The organism is Chakrabartyella piscis (genome assembly GCA_030067835.1).
Taxonomy (GTDB): domain Bacteria; phylum Bacillota; class Clostridia; order Lachnospirales; family Anaerotignaceae; genus Chakrabartyella; species Chakrabartyella piscis.
Genome location: CP092441.1, coordinates 3,244,527 through 3,260,434, shown reverse-complemented (window position 1 = coordinate 3,260,434; position 15,908 = coordinate 3,244,527). Strand labels below are relative to the sequence as shown.

Sequence of the window (15,908 nt, the reverse complement as noted above, 5' to 3'; positions counted from 1 at the left end):
TTGAAACAAGGAATTGAAAATGAAAGATTCTTCGTCTACGGAATGGTCAAGACCATTCCCTACAAATTTTTGCTCACTGTTATCGTATGCGACCAAAATCCTCCACATCCACAGCAACAGAAAGTGTCAATTGCCAAGCATCCTGTTCCAAATCAAAATCTGGATATTTCCGTCTGATAGCAGCACCAATGCCAATGGATTCCACTGCACCTGCATCTTGTGCCACTTCTATTGTATGTGTCACTTCTTCCTTTATGCGTGTTGCAAATGCCTGTTCCAATTGCAAACGACCTTCTTCGGTGAAGGATTCTTGGGTGCCACTACCCAACAAATTGCCTGTTGCATCAATGACAATGGTGCAATAGAGGGTATCGCCAATGGTTTGCATCACATAAGAAGTGGTGTTTTTCATGATGCGTAGAGAAAGTGGTATTTCTTCTGTCTTTGTGGAAATGGTGTCCACTGGAATGCTTTCTTGTGTATTTTGTGGAATGGTTGTCACCAAAACAGCACCATCTGCTTCTTCACGCAAAAAGGCATAGCCCAAAGCAGAATCTACATCCAAAGTTGTCACATATTCATGGTTTTGCAAAAGCAAACCACCACCCAAGGATAAATTGCCATCGGTGGTTGCAATCTTTGGTAAAATTGCAGAATCCCTTTGTTCTTCCAAAGCAATCAAGAAACCATCCAAATCTTCACCCCAAGTGACAGCCACATCACCAGCTGTATTTTCGTAAAAATCCCAAAGGAATAGACCTGTTTCGCCATCACTTTCCAAAATGGCTTGCAAACAATCAGAAGCCAAATCTTCCGTTGCCAAAAGCATCACATTGCCAGAAATATCCTGACTACGTTCCAATTCTGCCAACAAATGCATATACCCAGAATCAGAAGTCAAAACATCCTGGCTGAAAACCAACATTTTCAATTGTCCAAGTTCTGTTTTTCTTGGGTTTTCTTGGTCTAAGGTGGCAATGCCTTCTGCTAGGGTAGTGCCATTTGCTTTCAAGAGTGTGGTGTCTGTGGTTCTGGTTTTGGCTGGTACAAAGGAGAATGCAAAACCATCTTCAGCAACATCTACACCCAATGTGATGATGTATTCACGGTTTTCAGGGTCATTGCCATCCATACATCCAGATAAGAAAAGAATTTGCAACAAACAAAGAAACCAGATTTTACATTTGGTCATGTGAAATCCTCCTTTTGACAATATCTATGAGCAACAAAATAACAGGAATTGCCACCAAAAACAACACCAAACCATAAGATAGATATCGCAATCGTAAATCATAAGCAGACCATAAATCTTCTGGCAAAAGGGAAGTGACCCAGAGAAGCAACCCAAAGAAGATACAACCACCAGAAATGGACTTTTCTTTGGAAATGGGTAAAACTTCTTTCCAAATCTGCAAAGCATAGAGCAAAATCATAGACAAAAACAAATAGGTGGATACCATCCAAAACCATAGAAACAACAAGTCCTGTCTACTTAGGAAAATATGAGCAAAGCCAATACGTTCCATCATTTGCAAAGTGGGCAACATTTTATCAGACAAAACACCTGTACCATAGGTGGCAAAAGCAAGTATGGTCAAAGCAAATACCAAGAAAAGACTCAATATCACAGAACCAATGAGCACACCAGAACCTGTTTTGATTTTGGTATATCCTAAACAAAAGGGTGTCAAAAGCAAACCTTGTGCAAGTGGTGCCACATAGGAGGTGATGGAAACAAATTGCTCCATATCCACTGTGGAAATGGGCAACAATCTACCAAAATCAACAGAAAAAGCCAATGCCACCAAAACCACCACCAACGGAATCAAAAAGAAGAAAAACATCACTTCTGCCATACGTGCCACAACTTCCACACCACCCATTGCAACAGGAAGTATTGCCAAAACAAAAACAGCCAATACCAACCAAATGGGTGTTTTGGATAACATGGTGGCAGAAATCACTTCACCAAAAATACGCAATTCCATAGCACCTACAAAAATGAGAAAACACAATAGACCAAGTACCAAAAGAGTACCCAAAACCCTTCCAAATCCATAACGATACCAAAAAACCGTTGTAACATCAGGGTTTCTTTTGCTTAAAACACAAAGAAGCACCTGCACCAATAGAAATAAAACACTCCAAGGTAGCAGTAGCAACCAGCCACTTTTGCCACCCATATCCACCAATTCTGTAGGCAAAAACAAAAGAGCAGTGCCAAAGAACGCAAACAAAAGCAATGCAGAAAATTGACGTTTGGAGATACGTTTGTTGTTGACAAACATCAAGAATCCCCCTTTCGTGATTTTGGGTTCATGAAAATGGGTGTATCCTTCATTTTACGCAGTGGCAACCGCCAAATACTATCTTCCCAATCCACATCGTTGTTGATGACGCTGGAACAAAATGGATATAAATAAGGGATTCCATAGGAAGTGAGACCAGACAAATGTGCCACCAAAACCAACATAGAAAGCCAAAAACCAAAGAGTCCAAAGGTTGCTGATAACAAAATGACAAAATATTTGGTCAAACGCAAGCCAGAAACCAAAGCAATGTTTGGAATCACAAAGCCACAAATGCCAGTCAGTGCAGTGACAATGACCACAACAGGACTGACAATTCCAGCTTCTACTGCTGCTTGTCCAATGATGATACCGCCAACAATGCCAATGGTGGAGCTGACAGGTGATGGCAAGCGAATGCCAGCTTCTCGAAGCAGTTCAAAAGCCAGTTCCATTGCAATGACTTCACCCACCAATGAAAATGGGATGTTTTGTCTGGTGGATGCGATTTTGATGGCTAGGGGTGTTGGCAACAGTTCTGGATGAAACACAGCAAAAGCAATGTACAACCCAGACAAACCAATGGCACCAAAAGCAGCCACATATCGCATAGCACGAATGAAACTCATAATGGCGAAACGGTCGTAATAATCTTCTGCTGCTTGAAAAAATACATTCAAAGTTGCAGGCAACAAAATCACAAAAGGAGAATTGTCAATGGCAAGCACCACACGTCCCTCCAACAAAGCAGAAGAAGCCTTATCTGGACGTTCTGTCATTTGCAGTTGTGGAAAAGGGGATTTCCAGCTGTTTTCCAAAAGTTGCTCCACAGAGCCACTGTCCAACACCACATCCAAAGCATCCATGGTTTCCAGTTGTTTGGTGACACGATTTAAAATTTCTGGACGCACCAAATCCTCCATATACAAGATACAAATATCTGTGTTGCTTCTGGTACCTAGCTTTTTACGTTTTACCTTCAATTTTGCATCTTGAATACGTCTGCGTATCAAAACCACATTGAATGCCACCACTTCAGTAAATGCATCCTTAGGTCCCTGTACCACAACCTCGGTTTGTGCTTGGTTCACACCTCGATTTGGAAAACCCCTTGTGGAAGCACGTAATGCAAATGGGTCACCATCCATAAATAGAGCAGTATCGCCACATAAAATGGTTGCAACCACATCTTCTATGGTTTGGATTTTGGACAATTCACGCACTGCAATGCCATCTGCCATCAATTCATCCAAAAAAGCACCCTCATTGCAAGAAGGTGATCGATTCATCAAATTGGTCATAATGAAGTTTTGTACCGTATCTCCATCCACCATATTGTCGGTATATACCATCAAAATGGTTGCACTGCCACCGCCAATGGCAAATTCACGCATGACAATATCTTCGCAGTCCAGAAACAACTGTGTCAAAATCTCTTTGTTTTCTCCAATGGTTTTCAAAATTTCCATATGCCACCTCCAAATCCTTGGAAATAGTGTAACCAAAAGAAATTTCCATATGCAGATTTCTAAAATAAGACAAAAATATCCCAATGAAAGAGGAAAGAGTTTCATATGATCACGTAGGGGTCGATGCTCACATCGACCCTTTTGTCAGCAGTCCCGTAATAGGCGTGGATATGTGATGCAGTAGGTCTCGTTATCTTGCATTTGGACAAAAAAATAAGACCTCGATATTCTGGCTGAATACCAAGCTCTTGGAATTTGTAAAATGAATCAATGAGCATCTAAAAAGGACAATGATTTGAAGAGTATCACAAGAATAGATGGTATGCTCTAATATCACCTTTTGCTCAAAACTATAACTGTACACTAAGTGGACATGTGTATATGTGCAAATGACAAAATACACAAATCCAATAAATGTAAAAAATTGGCAAATCTCACAAAATTTGGAAGTAAATATTTTACTTTATCTCCAAGCCTGCAAGCTGTGCCAATTCCAAAATGGTTCTTTTTGAGATCTTTTTGCCTTTGTAATCAATTAAGTTATCCATATCACCAGTAAATATGTCAGCTGGTTCGTATTTTTTTAAGATAATTGTATCTTCTTTTACAAAAATTTCTAATGAATCTTTGATTTCAATGCCCATGTTACGTCTAAGCTCAATAGGAAGTACTACACGGCCCAATTCGTCGACTTTTCTAACGATTCCTGTTGATTTCATATGATATTCCCCCGTTAACCCTAATTATTTTTAAAATAAATTCGTAATTTACCTTATTCTACCACACTTTTTACCAAATATCAACAAAAATCAGCTGGAAATAAAAGTAAATTTGTGCAAACATTTGGAAATTGATGAAAAAATGGCATGAAATGATATGGTAATTTCATACAATTCTAATGGAGGTGTATGTATTTGGATTGGATATGGGGTTTTTTTATTGTGGGTGGAATTTTAACAGGTGCAATTTTGGGTAGAATGGATTTGGTGACCAATGCGGTTTTGGATGGTGGCAAAACTGCAATGGAATTGGTGTTTGCAATGGCAGGTGTGGTGGCTACATGGGCAGGAGTTTTGAAAATTGGAGAAAAAGCAGGTATGATTGCTGCTTTGGCAAGAAAAATAGAACCGCTGATGAATTTTTTGTTTCCAACAGTACCCAAAAACCACAAAGCACGTGAATACATAGCCGCTAATTTTGCTGCCAATTTCTTGGGACTTGGTTGGGCTGCAACACCAGCAGGCATACTTGCTATGAAGGAATTGCAAAAGCTGAACCGAAATGGAACCAAAGCCAGTGGTGCCATGTGCATGTTTTTGACGGTGAATATGTCCTCTTTGCAACTATTGACCATCAATGTGTTGGCATATCGCACCAAATATGGATCTGTGGCACCGACAGAAATTGTGGGTGTTGGCATTGTGGCAACCTTGGTGACCACCTTGTTTGGTGTGACCTTGGCAAAGATTTGCAGTCTAGGAGGTGAATAGATGGAGATTCTATTGACCATGTCCAACTATATCATACCAGTGACCATGTTGTTCATTGTGGTCTATGGCTTGCTTAATGGTGTGCGTATTTACGAAACCTTTTTGGAAGGTGCAAAAGAAGGTTTGCAAACAGTTGTGGAAATTTTACCAACGCTCATTGGTTTGATTGTGGCAGTGGAAATCTTTCAAAATGGTGGACTTTTGGAGATTTGCACCAATCTCATACGTCCATTGGTGGAACCACTTGGATTTCCAGCAGAAATTGCCCCTCTAAGTGTCATACGTTTGGTGTCCTCGTCAGCAGCAATTGGGCTTTTGGTGGATATCTTCCAAACATATGGACCAGACTCCTATATGGGACGTGTGGCTTCTGTGATGATGAGTTGTACCGAAACGGTGTTTTATACCATGAGTGTGTATTTCTTGGCTGTGGGCATACGAAAAACCAGATATACCCTGCCATGTGCACTGATTACCAATTTCGTTGGTGTTGTAGTTGCCATTTGGTTGGTGGGTTTGGTTTGGTAACGGAAACATTGTAGGGGCGATTCACGAATCGGCCGTTATAAGATTCTTCGTCACGTTACGGGCAGCCACATAGGGCAGCCCCTACAAAATGACAACTAACGGGATGCATCACCTTTGCAACAACCAACGAAACGCTTTACTGTAGGGGCGATTCACGAATCGACCGTTATAAATTTCACCATTTGTTTTCCAAATCTATGGCAAATTTTCTTTGTATATTCCACAAAAATGCTGTATAATAAGAAAGAATCATTACAATAGCAGTGGTCTACTCATTGAGAGGATGGAATACAAATGAAAAGAATTTTGGGTATTGGCTTATCCATTTTGCTGCTTTTCACAGGTTGTAAAGCAGTAGAAGTGGAAAAACCAGTATTTAGCATAACCGCAGAAGAACGAACTGCATATATGGAAGAAATGGATGATATTTGCTACGAATATTATTGGAACTATGACAAAGATAGTCTGATTTTCATTGAGGGCACAGTTCCCAATGATCCAACTTTGGTGCCAGAATACTTTGCAGCAGCGTCAGAAGTGGGCTTTGCAATGGAAGAATTTGCAGGTGATGATGCAGTTCTAGGTTTGGCAACACTTTTGCATTACAATGGCGATACAGCAGGTGAAATCATTTGCTGGTTTGTGGCAGAAGAATTGGTTGGTGTGTATTATTTGGGTGGATATGACGATACACCCTATAGTTTGTTGGAGAGAAACCCATTTTTGGCAGATGGTGGCTTCATTGCCTATGAAAATTGGGTTGGTATGGAAGATAATTTCCGTGAATACAATGGAACTTTGCCTGTAGATGGCTTTGTGGCAGAAGGATATGACAACAGTGGCAATCCCATTGTGGCAAGCATTTCTGGCAACACTTTGGGGCTTTATGGATTGTCTGGCAATTATTTGAGTCGTATGCGTTCCAAACAATTTGACACAAGCCAAGAATTGTTGGGTGCTGCTTTGTTGGAAGTGAATGGTGTTTCTACCATTGCAGTGTTGTTGACCGATACAGAAGAACATTCCCATGATGTTGTGGAAGAAGAAACAGAAACAACAGAAGTGTTTTCTGAACGTTTGGAATATGTCATGTTGTATACCTATGACTGGCAAGAAATTGGCGAATTGCCATTGATGGGTCTGTCTTATACAGGAATTACTGCTGATGAAGGGGAATTGCTTTTGTTTACAACAGATGCAGTAGAACGATATCGCTACAATGGTGACTGGTCTAAGGTAGAAAAAACCTATTTGAAACATGGTGTCACACAAGCACATATTGTGGATTTGGATGGCGATGATGAAAAGGAATATTTCCTGACCGATGGCTTGGATTTGTATGTATACCAAAAAAGAGATTCTGGTTTGTTGAAAATTTGGAGCACACATCTTGGTGTAGAAAACTTGTATGGTGCTTTGTATAGTGGCGATTTGAATGGTGATGGTGTTTCGGAAGTTTATCTTTGTGATAGCACAGGTACCACAATTCGCTATATTTTGACAGAACGAGGTTTGCGTTCTTCCAATGAAGATATTGACTATGGAGAAGCTATGTATGTCAGCGATTTCAATGGCGATGGCTTAGATGACTATTGGCGTGTAGAAACAGGTGCTATGCAACAAGGTAGCCTGCACTTGGCACAATAGGGTGACTGTAGTCACCGACTAAAGGCTAATGGTGAATGGTGAAAGACTTTGAAAAGCGACTAAGAACTAAGGGTGAATGATGAAGGACTGAAACCTACAAATGAGGTGCAATCGTAGGGTTGATTCACGAATCAACCGCAATACCAAAGATGCTTCGTCGTTTTACTCCTCTGCATGACAAATCTGGATGGATAACAAAATATGATGTAATCATTGTAAGGTGGTGGCTTGCTGCCGCCATAATACCAGAACACCAAAACGATACCACAACAATTGTAGGGACAACCCTAGCGGTTGTCTGTTTCATATAGAAAGGTAACCCTAATGAACCACGAATTTTTTATGAAAGAAGCCCTTTTGGAAGCAGAAAAAGCATATGATTTAGGAGAAGTACCCATTGGTGCAGTCATTGTGCAAAAGGATACCATCATTGGACGTGGGCACAATCTGCGTAATTCCATGAAAAATCCATTGTGCCACGCAGAAATTGCTGCCATCAACGAAGCGGCTGGTGTAGTTGGAGATTGGAGATTGGAAGATTGCACTTTATATGTGACCATTGAACCATGTCCCATGTGTGCAGGAGCCATTGTACAAGCCAGAATGCAGTCTGTGGTCTTTGGTGCCAGAAATAGCAAAGCAGGATGTGCCGGTTCCATCTTGGATATTTTGAACGAACCTAGATTCAATCACCAAGTGGAAGTGGAAGAAGGTGTTTTACTGGAAGAATGTGCTGGTTGGATGAAACAATTCTTCAAACGTTTTCGCAAAAGCCAACAAGTAAAGGTGGAAAAGGAAAATACCGAAACTGCTACAAATCCAAATAATGACACACTGTAGGGACAGATTCCATATCTGTCCGTAATGTCATATATGAATATAAATGGTCTATTCCATTGGGATATTGACAAATCCCATAAAGTTAGATATAATTATATAGTTATATTTTTGTCTTTGACGCAGTGCATCTGCTATGCGTTGAGATTGAGGTCTGATGCAATAGAAGCCTTCGAATCGTGTCAGGGTTGGAAGACAGCAGCACTAAGGAGTTCCCTTCTATGTGTGTCAGGTAGCCTCTTTGGAGTGTACTGGGTGCATTGCGTCAAAGACAAATGGTATAACAGGGGAGTAAGATAAGGAGTCCAATTTGGGCTCTTTTTTAATACCAGAAATGATTGGAAAATATTTTTTGAAAAAATTGTCCTGATACAAAGAGAACTATACCTAATATGTATTATACTTGTAGGGAATGCATTGTATGCATTCCACGTTTGATACGCATACAATGCGTACCCTACAAAAATTCACCAGAGTACATAAAAATTTATTATCCTGAATTGAAAAAAATTTCAAAAACATGGAACTTTTTACAAATCACCCTCGTCTGAGAAATATAAGGATGAAAACATCCCATAAAATTGACAATTCAAACATGAACTTTCAGGAGGAAAACAATATGAAAAAATTAGTACCTTTTACTTTAGCAGCAGTAGTGGCAATTGGCGCAACAACCGCATTTGCAAATGGAATCGACAGTAACCCAAACGTAGGTGAAAACAACGATGAAATGCTTTTGGATTTTGGGACAAACGAAGAAGATGGCATTATGATGATTGATGGTAGCGATATGCTTTTGGACTTTGGTGTTAATGAAGAAGAAGGCGTTATGATGATCGATGAAGAGGAAGCAATGTTGGGTATGCCTGTACGTGAATTGGGTTACTTCTCTGTAGAACCAGTTACAGTAGACGAAAATGGCAATTTCTCCATTTTGGCATTGGATATGAACGAACAAATGACACAACTCAATGGCAATGGTAGCACTTTGATTGTGGATGCAATGACAGGCGAATCCCTTTCTTTGGAAGATTTGGAAGGTGTCACATCTGCTTATGCGTATATGGGAATGCAACAAACCATGAGTTTGCCACCACAAAGATTTGCAGAAGCAATCATCATCAATATGGCTATGGATGCAGCAGCTCCAATGCTTTTGGATATCACAAACATCATGAACCAAGGAAATGCAGTGACATTTGGTACATCTGATGTAGAAACTTCCTTTACATTGGATGCAGATATGCCATTGGATGTATTTGGCAAAGAAGAATTGACCACAGTGGGCGAAGTTGCTTATAACTCTCGTGTATTGGTTTGGAAAGATATGACAGGTGAAGTGAGCAAAGTTATGGAAATCCAAGTGGTTCCATTTGCAATCAATGGCAATGCAATTGATACAGAAGTGGTTTACACAAACGAAGTGGCATATGTTTCTTTGCGTGATGTGGTAACTGCTTTGGACTTGACTTTGGCTTGGAACGCAGCAGAAAAAACAGCAACCATCGCCAATGAAATGCGTACCATGAACTTCACAGTAGGACAAGATTTGTATGTTTCCACAGCAACACAAGAAGATATCTATGGTATGACTGCACCAGTGGAATTGGGTGCTGCACCTTATATCGCAGAAAATGGAACTTTGTTGGTACCAGCAATGGCATTTAACGCTTTTGTTGGTTTGGAAGTCATTGTAAAATAAAGCTAAAGAAATTTCATATGATAACGTAGGGGTCGATGCCCACATCGACCCTTTTTTGTTGTCCAATTGATGACAGGCGACCACAGGTCGCCCCTACAATGACCAATCTATATACTATGTCATCCTGAATGCAATGAAGGATCTTGGTTTTCGGGCGATTCGTGAATCGCCCCTACAAGTGCCAGAGTATTTATGGCTTTGTAGGGGTGTCGTTTCGGCACCCGTAGTGCAACTTCAAGATTTACCAGGCACTTCGCAACCACAATATTGACAAAGGGATTTGCCACCAACAGCAAGATGTGGCGTGTTACCTTGGCACTGCTCGCAGTAGGCAAAGTCTTCACCATATCCTTTGTTTTGGGTGTCTGGATTGGATAGAATACCCAAAACAGTGACAATGGCTGTGATTCCTGTAAAAATGTGTAAAATGGTGGCATAATCCACATCCAAATTGGCACGCATCAAAAGTGTCATCAATTGGGACATGATACTGGCAAAGGTGGCTGGTTTCTTCAAACGATTCAAATAAATTTTCAGTTGTGCCATATACAAAACTCCTTGTAATCAGTTGGTATAGTATATGGTAAAATATAGAAAATGGTACAATTGCCAATATATGAAATCACTAAATGCAACGGGATGTCGGGGACGCCATCCACTACAAACTCAAAACCACCACATCAATACCATCCAAATTCCAATAAAAAAAGCAGTCCTAAGACCGCTTTTCGGTTTTGTTTGCTTATACGCCACATGCAATGGACAATGCGTAAACTGCTTCATTTTTAACCATCTCTTCACCATGTTCCATCAAATAGGATTTTGCTAGTGGTGTGGAAATGTGTTTCTGACCATATTCTTCCAATTGGCTTTCTAGGTGCTTGGTGCTTTCTTCACATGGACTGGTTTCTTTCAATACCAAGAAGAAACGACCTTCATTTTTGTACAAAGCACTTTCGCCAATGAAGAAACCAGACAATTCGCCACTGACAGAAATGACATCATCCAAAGCTGCAAAGGAATAAATCAACATAGATTGGGCACCATTTTTTGTATGAGTGGTGCTTTCTTTTTGTGTAATTTTATCCGTCACATCAAAAGATTTGCGTTTTTTCATAATCTTATCAGCTGGGAAGAAATGGGTGTTGTGTTCATCTTCCTCCTCTTGGTTGTTGATTTTGGTCACAATGATCATAATACCATCCATACCTAGAGGTGCTGCTTCCACCATAATGGGCGCATTTTCTTCGATAAAGTCATATTCTTCAAGGGCTTGTTCCATAATATCACGGAACAATTTTTGTGTTTTCGCAGATGGTGTAATCAAATCTTCCAAACGCAAATTACGTTCAGATAGGTCTGCACGGGTTAAGGTGAGTTTCAATTGGTTTTCGCTCACACGTTCAATTTTCATAGGATTCACTTCCTTCTTTATGTTTTTGTAAGGATTTTCGCCTATACATTTGATTTGAAATATAGTATAGTATAGTGAAAGTAGCATTTGATGGAACCAAATTGCTTCCTTTGTTTTTTTCAGTATAATCAATCTGCAAGGATATGTAAAGAGGTAATTATAAAATTTAATTAGGAGGACTCATATGTCTAAAAAACGTGTACTACCCATTATTTTAACCATACTCATTTGGGGTGTGATGTATTACTACTATTTGCCAGCAATGAATATCCATTCACAAGAAACCTGGATGTTCTTTACCACCATGGCGGTTGTGGCAGTTGTGGTCAATGCTTTTTCCATTGTACAAGTGCTGTTTTTAAATGGTGAACCTGAGAAACGAGCAGAATATCGCAACAAATACAAAAAATTCATTGTGATTCCCATTGGTTTGGCAGTGATTTATTTTGGTGGTACATTGATTTCTTCTCCAATTTTGCGTGCATCTTCCTACAGCGAATTGCTCAATGTACAATCTGGCGATTTCACAGAAGATATCACAGAAGTGGATTATAGTAAAATTCCAATTCTCGATAGCGACTCTGCATCCAGACTTGCAGAACGTGAAATGGGTAGCATGGTAGACATGGTTTCCCAATATGAAGTCAGTGCATACTTCAATCAAATCAATTATTTGGACAAGCCCATTCGTGTGACACCACTCAAATATGGTGATGTCATCAAATGGATTACAAACCGTAGCACAGGTATCCCAGGATACATCAGTATTGATATGACCACACAAGACGTAGAATTGGTGCGTTTGGAAGATGGCATCATGTATTCTCCAGCAGAATACTTTGGTAGAAACTTGTATCGTCATGTACGTTTCAACTATCCAACAGCCATGATTTATAGTACCAAATTTGAAATTGACGAAGAAGGTACACCATATTGGGTATGTGCTGTAGAGGACAAAACCATTGGTTTGTTTGGTGGTACTGATATCATTGGTGCAATTTTGGTGAATGCACAAACTGGTGAACACCAATATTACGATGTGGCAGATGTGCCAAATTGGGTGGATCAAGTTTACGATGCAAGTTTGTTGGTTGCACAATATGACTACTATGGAACTTTGAAAAATGGGTTCATCAATAGTATGTTTGGTCAAAGAGATTGCTTGCAATCCACAGAAGGTTACAACTACATTGCCCTTGAAGGTGATGTTTGGGTATATACAGGGGTTACTTCCATTGGTGCTGATGAGTCCAATGTTGGTTTCGTCCTCATGAACTGTAGAACCAAAGAAACCAAGTATTATTTGATTTCTGGTGCAAAGGAAATTTCAGCCATGTCTTCAGCAGAAGGTCAAGTACAACATTTGGGATACACTGCAACTTTCCCAATTCTCCTAAACATTGCTGGAGAACCAACCTACTTCTTGTCTTTGAAAGATGCTGCTGGTTTGGTGAAACAATATGCAATGGTCAACATCCAAAAATACCAAATTGTAGCAACAGGTGACACTGTTGGGGATTGTGAAGCGGCATATCGCAATTTGATGCAAGGAAGTGGCATTGAAACAGCAACACCAGTTGTGGAATCCCATGAAGTAGAGGGTATCATCACTGTTTTGGCAGATATTGTTGTAGATGGCAACACTGTGTATTTGATGCAAGTGGAAGATGATGAAACCTTGTACCAAGTGGTGGCAAAAGACCATATGGAAATTGTAACCATGTCTGTTGGTGATCAAGTGGAGTTTGAATTTGCAGAAGATGGAAATGGTGGCTCTGTGGTAGTGGAATTGCACTAAAAATAAAATTGAATCAAATTGAATTGACACATACAAAAACGGTACCGACCAACCAGTCGATACCGTTTTGTTTTTTATGAAATTTCTGGCTTCAGATTCTTCGTCATTGCATTCCTTGGAATGACAAAACTGTAGTTTGTGGGTTGGGTTTTGTAGGGGCGTACCTGTGTGTACGCCCGTGGTTTGTGATTTGGATTCTTCACTGCGTTCTGAATGACAAAATCGTAGTTTGTGGATACAATTGTAGGGTAGGGTCTTGACCCTACCGTCATAAACAGCCACAAAAAAGGGGGGATACGAAATCCACCCCTGAAAATTATTTATTCACCATCAATTTTTTCAGTGCTTTTTGCAATTCTTCCAATGTCAATGGATACATATCGAATTCATTATGCAACACATCATATGTTTTAGCCCACCAACCACCATACAATGGGCGAGCAGAAGGGTTCAACCACACAATATGAGGGTATTTATCCTTGAATCGTTTCAACCATTCCAAACCAGTCACTTCATCACGAGCACCATAGTTATAATAACTTGGTTCCAATAACTCTGATGGTTCCATTTGTGCATCACCAACGATAATGACCTTATATTCACTGCTCAAGTTACGCAAAATCCATTCTGTTGGCACCACATTTCTAGGACGCAACAATGGGTCTGTGTATACTTTGGAATAAATGCAGTTATGGAAGTAGAATACCTGCAAATCCTTGAAATGGTTTGCTTTATTGGCACCTTGGAACAAAGCGCTACACATACGACTATAGAAGTCCATAGAACCGCCACTATCCATCAACAACAACACCTTAACGGTATTTTTTCTAGGTTTGTCGTATACGATTTGCAAACTACCAGCATTGTCACAAGTTTCTTGGATGGTACCATCAATGTCAAATTCGGTTCTGGCTTCGTCGATACGAGAAGAGAACTCACGCAATTTACGAAATGCCATTTGGTATTGGCGGATATCCAAGGTGTTGTCTTCTCTAAAGTCACGGAATTTACGTTCGCTTGCCACTTGGAAAGCACGTCTGCCACCACCTTCGCCACCCACACGAATCCCTCTAGGGCTGAAACCGCTATTTCCATACAAAGAAACACCACCAGTACCAACCCAACGACTACCACCATTGTGTTCTTCTTTTTGTGCTTCCAATGTTTCCAAAAATTTCTTTTGGATATCTATTTGATCAATCAAATCATTTTGCATTGCACGTTCCATATCAAATTCTTCACCAGGTTTGTCTTTTGGCTTTTCCAACCATTCCAACAATTCCTTTGGCAATTCGTCTGTTGGTGGCATATCTTTGAAAAATTCCAAGAAAGCACCATCAAATTTATCGAATTCTGTTTCGCTTTTCACCAACACACTACGACATAGGTAATAAAAGCCTGTGAAGCTAGAACCATGCAAGCCTTTTTCCAATGCTTCCAACAAAGACATCCATTCGTTTAAAGAAACATGAATCCCTCTGCCACGAAGCAAGTAAAAGAATGCTGTAAACATCTACTCACCTACTCTTATTTTAAATAACGTTTTACAGTGTCGATATCTTCGTTTTTCTTCAACAAAACACCAGCAAATGGCACTTTTTTGTCAATATCTTCTGGTTTCATACCACCCAAAATGAGTGCTTGGATCCAATCCAAAACTTCAGATGTGCTTGGTTTTTTCTGCAAGTTATAGACACCACGAATCCAATAGAAGGTTTCCAAAACTTGATCCAACAATTTTTCTTCCAAGTTATCAAAATGCACATCAATAATTTCTTTCATTTGGTCTGCATCTGGGAATTCAATGTAGTGGAAGATACAACGACGAAGGAATGCATCTGGCAATTCTTTTTCTGCGTTGGAAGTTACAATTACGATTGGACGTTGTTTTGCTTTTACAGTTTCTTTGGTTTCTGGGATGTAAAATTCCATTTTGTCGAGTTCCCAAAGCAAATCGTTAGGGAATTCCAAGTCTGCTTTGTCGATTTCGTCAATGAGCAAAATCACTTGTTCATCAGCGGAGAATGCTTCCCCAAGTTTACCCATTTTTACATATTTGCCAATGTCATCTACACCTTCATTACCAAATTGGCTATCGTAAAGACGTTGTACCACGTCATATACATACAAACCATCTTGTGCTTTTGTGGTGGATTTGATGTTCCAAATGATGAGCTTTTTGCCAAGAGATTTGGAAATTGCTTCTGCAAGCATGGTTTTACCTGTACCTGGTTCCCCTTTGATGAGAAGTGGTTTTTGAAGTGCGATTGCAATGTTTACAGAACGCATCAGCTCTGCACTTGCAACGTAATTTTCACTGCCTTGGAACGCTGTATTCATATTCATATCAACCTTTCTTATGCATATTGGTTATGTTTGACTTTTTTTTCTCAATATCAGTATTTTACGTGGTAAATGGGTAAACTGTCAATAAAAAGTACTATTTATCATACAAAAAACCTAGAGATAATGGTATTTTGAGTTAGTTTCCACGATTTGTTGGAGGTTGGTGTTTTGGTATTTGGCTTTGTAGGCTTGGCAAAAATAAAAGTCCCAGTTTAAAAATAAAAGGATTTTACATTTTGTAGGGTACGCATTGTATGTGTACTGAAGGCGGAATGCATACAATGCATTCCCTACGTAATTGACAGATAGTGATACATATTAGGTCTCGTTATCTTTAATTGGGATAAACAAAAAATGACAAAACCGTTATTTCTTTCAAGAATGCAAAA

Annotated in this window: 14 protein-coding genes and 1 other RNA gene; 7 read left to right on the top strand and 8 right to left on the bottom strand. The window is 39.8% G+C overall.

The window, feature by feature from the left end:
* Window positions 1-79 precede the first annotated feature (79 nt).
* The 4 genes from MJY40_RS14855 to MJY40_RS14840 all read right to left on the bottom strand — a co-directional run bounded on the left by MJY40_RS14855 (window position 80) and on the right by MJY40_RS14840 (window position 4,476).
* A complete protein-coding gene (locus tag MJY40_RS14855) occupies window positions 80-1,192 on the bottom strand; it encodes a Ger(x)C family spore germination protein (RefSeq protein WP_317854960.1) in 1,113 nt (370 codons plus the stop codon).
* On the bottom strand, window positions 1,179-2,288 hold the full coding sequence (locus tag MJY40_RS14850) for a GerAB/ArcD/ProY family transporter (protein ID WP_317854959.1): 1,110 nt from the start codon (window positions 2,286-2,288) through the stop codon (window positions 1,179-1,181). The genes MJY40_RS14855 and MJY40_RS14850 overlap by 14 nt, the downstream gene beginning before the upstream one ends.
* On the bottom strand, window positions 2,288-3,757 hold the full coding sequence (locus tag MJY40_RS14845) for a spore germination protein (RefSeq protein ID WP_317854958.1): 1,470 nt from the start codon (window positions 3,755-3,757) through the stop codon (window positions 2,288-2,290). The genes MJY40_RS14850 and MJY40_RS14845 overlap by 1 nt, the downstream gene beginning before the upstream one ends.
* Window positions 3,758-4,215: 458 nt before the next feature.
* Window positions 4,216-4,476 carry an AbrB/MazE/SpoVT family DNA-binding domain-containing protein gene (locus MJY40_RS14840; protein WP_317854957.1) on the bottom strand — a complete coding sequence of 87 codons (261 nt, stop codon included), beginning with the start codon at window positions 4,474-4,476 and terminating at the stop codon, window positions 4,216-4,218.
* A gap of 189 nt (window positions 4,477-4,665) precedes the next feature.
* On the opposite strand from MJY40_RS14840, the gene MJY40_RS14835 reads away from it, so the two are divergent.
* The 6 genes from MJY40_RS14835 to MJY40_RS14810 all read left to right on the top strand — a co-directional run bounded on the left by MJY40_RS14835 (window position 4,666) and on the right by MJY40_RS14810 (window position 9,961).
* Window positions 4,666-5,247 carry a nucleoside recognition domain-containing protein gene (locus tag MJY40_RS14835; RefSeq protein ID WP_317854956.1) on the top strand — a complete coding sequence of 194 codons (582 nt, stop codon included), beginning with the start codon at window positions 4,666-4,668 and terminating at the stop codon, window positions 5,245-5,247.
* Window positions 5,248-5,775 carry a spore maturation protein gene (locus tag MJY40_RS14830; protein WP_317854955.1) on the top strand — a complete coding sequence of 176 codons (528 nt, stop codon included), beginning with the start codon at window positions 5,248-5,250 and terminating at the stop codon, window positions 5,773-5,775.
* A gap of 294 nt (window positions 5,776-6,069) precedes the next feature.
* Entirely contained in the window at window positions 6,070-7,422 is a 1,353-nt protein-coding gene (locus MJY40_RS14825; RefSeq protein ID WP_317854954.1) for an FG-GAP repeat domain-containing protein, read from the top strand.
* A 324-nt stretch (window positions 7,423-7,746) separates the two neighbouring features.
* The gene (gene tadA / locus MJY40_RS14820) at window positions 7,747-8,262 is read left to right on the top strand and encodes a tRNA adenosine(34) deaminase TadA (protein WP_317854953.1); all 516 of its coding nucleotides are present in this window, start codon (window positions 7,747-7,749) and stop codon (window positions 8,260-8,262) included.
* Window positions 8,263-8,405: 143 nt separating this feature from the next.
* An RNA gene (gene ffs / locus MJY40_RS14815) (signal recognition particle sRNA small type) lies at window positions 8,406-8,505 on the top strand.
* Window positions 8,506-8,878: 373 nt separating this feature from the next.
* Window positions 8,879-9,961, top strand: coding sequence for a stalk domain-containing protein (locus MJY40_RS14810; RefSeq protein WP_317854952.1), 1,083 nt, complete (start codon window positions 8,879-8,881; stop codon window positions 9,959-9,961).
* 234 nt (window positions 9,962-10,195) lie between these two features.
* Here MJY40_RS14810 and MJY40_RS14805 read toward each other — a convergent pair whose 3' ends face one another.
* Together MJY40_RS14805 and MJY40_RS14800 are read right to left on the bottom strand one after the other, a co-directional pair.
* Window positions 10,196-10,507, bottom strand: coding sequence for a hypothetical protein (locus tag MJY40_RS14805; protein WP_317854951.1), 312 nt, complete (start codon window positions 10,505-10,507; stop codon window positions 10,196-10,198).
* Window positions 10,508-10,703: 196 nt separating this feature from the next.
* Window positions 10,704-11,375, bottom strand: a complete 672-nt coding sequence (locus MJY40_RS14800; protein ID WP_317854950.1) for an adaptor protein MecA — start codon at window positions 11,373-11,375, stop codon at window positions 10,704-10,706.
* Between the two features lie 184 nt (window positions 11,376-11,559).
* On the opposite strand from MJY40_RS14800, the gene MJY40_RS14795 reads away from it, so the two are divergent.
* On the top strand, window positions 11,560-13,173 hold the full coding sequence (locus MJY40_RS14795) for a CvpA family protein (RefSeq protein WP_317854949.1): 1,614 nt from the start codon (window positions 11,560-11,562) through the stop codon (window positions 13,171-13,173).
* 316 nt (window positions 13,174-13,489) lie between these two features.
* On the opposite strand, the gene MJY40_RS14790 is transcribed toward MJY40_RS14795, so the two are convergent.
* Both MJY40_RS14790 and MJY40_RS14785 read right to left on the bottom strand, forming a co-directional pair.
* Window positions 13,490-14,686, bottom strand: coding sequence for a VWA domain-containing protein (locus MJY40_RS14790; RefSeq protein WP_317854948.1), 1,197 nt, complete (start codon window positions 14,684-14,686; stop codon window positions 13,490-13,492).
* Window positions 14,687-14,700: 14 nt separating this feature from the next.
* On the bottom strand, window positions 14,701-15,519 hold the full coding sequence (locus MJY40_RS14785) for a MoxR family ATPase (protein ID WP_317854947.1): 819 nt from the start codon (window positions 15,517-15,519) through the stop codon (window positions 14,701-14,703).
* Window positions 15,520-15,908 lie beyond the last annotated feature (389 nt).

What these genes read in the sequence shown, in the direction of transcription:
- MJY40_RS14845 (WP_317854958.1), bottom strand. Translation starts at nt 3,757, where the DNA reads ATGGAAATTTTGAAAACCATTGGAGAAAACAAAGAGATTTTGACACAG.
- MJY40_RS14810 (WP_317854952.1), top strand. Translation starts at nt 8,879, where the DNA reads ATGAAAAAATTAGTACCTTTTACTTTAGCAGCAGTAGTGGCAATTGGC.
- MJY40_RS14785 (WP_317854947.1), bottom strand. Translation starts at nt 15,519, where the DNA reads ATGAATATGAATACAGCGTTCCAAGGCAGTGAAAATTACGTTGCAAGT.
- MJY40_RS14805 (WP_317854951.1), bottom strand. Translation starts at nt 10,507, where the DNA reads ATGGCACAACTGAAAATTTATTTGAATCGTTTGAAGAAACCAGCCACC.
- MJY40_RS14825 (WP_317854954.1), top strand. Translation starts at nt 6,070, where the DNA reads ATGAAAAGAATTTTGGGTATTGGCTTATCCATTTTGCTGCTTTTCACA.
- MJY40_RS14795 (WP_317854949.1), top strand. Translation starts at nt 11,560, where the DNA reads ATGTCTAAAAAACGTGTACTACCCATTATTTTAACCATACTCATTTGG.
- MJY40_RS14830 (WP_317854955.1), top strand. Translation starts at nt 5,248, where the DNA reads ATGGAGATTCTATTGACCATGTCCAACTATATCATACCAGTGACCATG.
- MJY40_RS14790 (WP_317854948.1), bottom strand. Translation starts at nt 14,686, where the DNA reads ATGTTTACAGCATTCTTTTACTTGCTTCGTGGCAGAGGGATTCATGTT.
- MJY40_RS14850 (WP_317854959.1), bottom strand. Translation starts at nt 2,288, where the DNA reads ATGTTTGTCAACAACAAACGTATCTCCAAACGTCAATTTTCTGCATTG.
- tadA (WP_317854953.1), top strand. Translation starts at nt 7,747, where the DNA reads ATGAACCACGAATTTTTTATGAAAGAAGCCCTTTTGGAAGCAGAAAAA.
- MJY40_RS14800 (WP_317854950.1), bottom strand. Translation starts at nt 11,375, where the DNA reads ATGAAAATTGAACGTGTGAGCGAAAACCAATTGAAACTCACCTTAACC.
- MJY40_RS14840 (WP_317854957.1), bottom strand. Translation starts at nt 4,476, where the DNA reads ATGAAATCAACAGGAATCGTTAGAAAAGTCGACGAATTGGGCCGTGTA.
- MJY40_RS14835 (WP_317854956.1), top strand. Translation starts at nt 4,666, where the DNA reads ATGTATTTGGATTGGATATGGGGTTTTTTTATTGTGGGTGGAATTTTA.
- MJY40_RS14855 (WP_317854960.1), bottom strand. Translation starts at nt 1,192, where the DNA reads ATGACCAAATGTAAAATCTGGTTTCTTTGTTTGTTGCAAATTCTTTTC.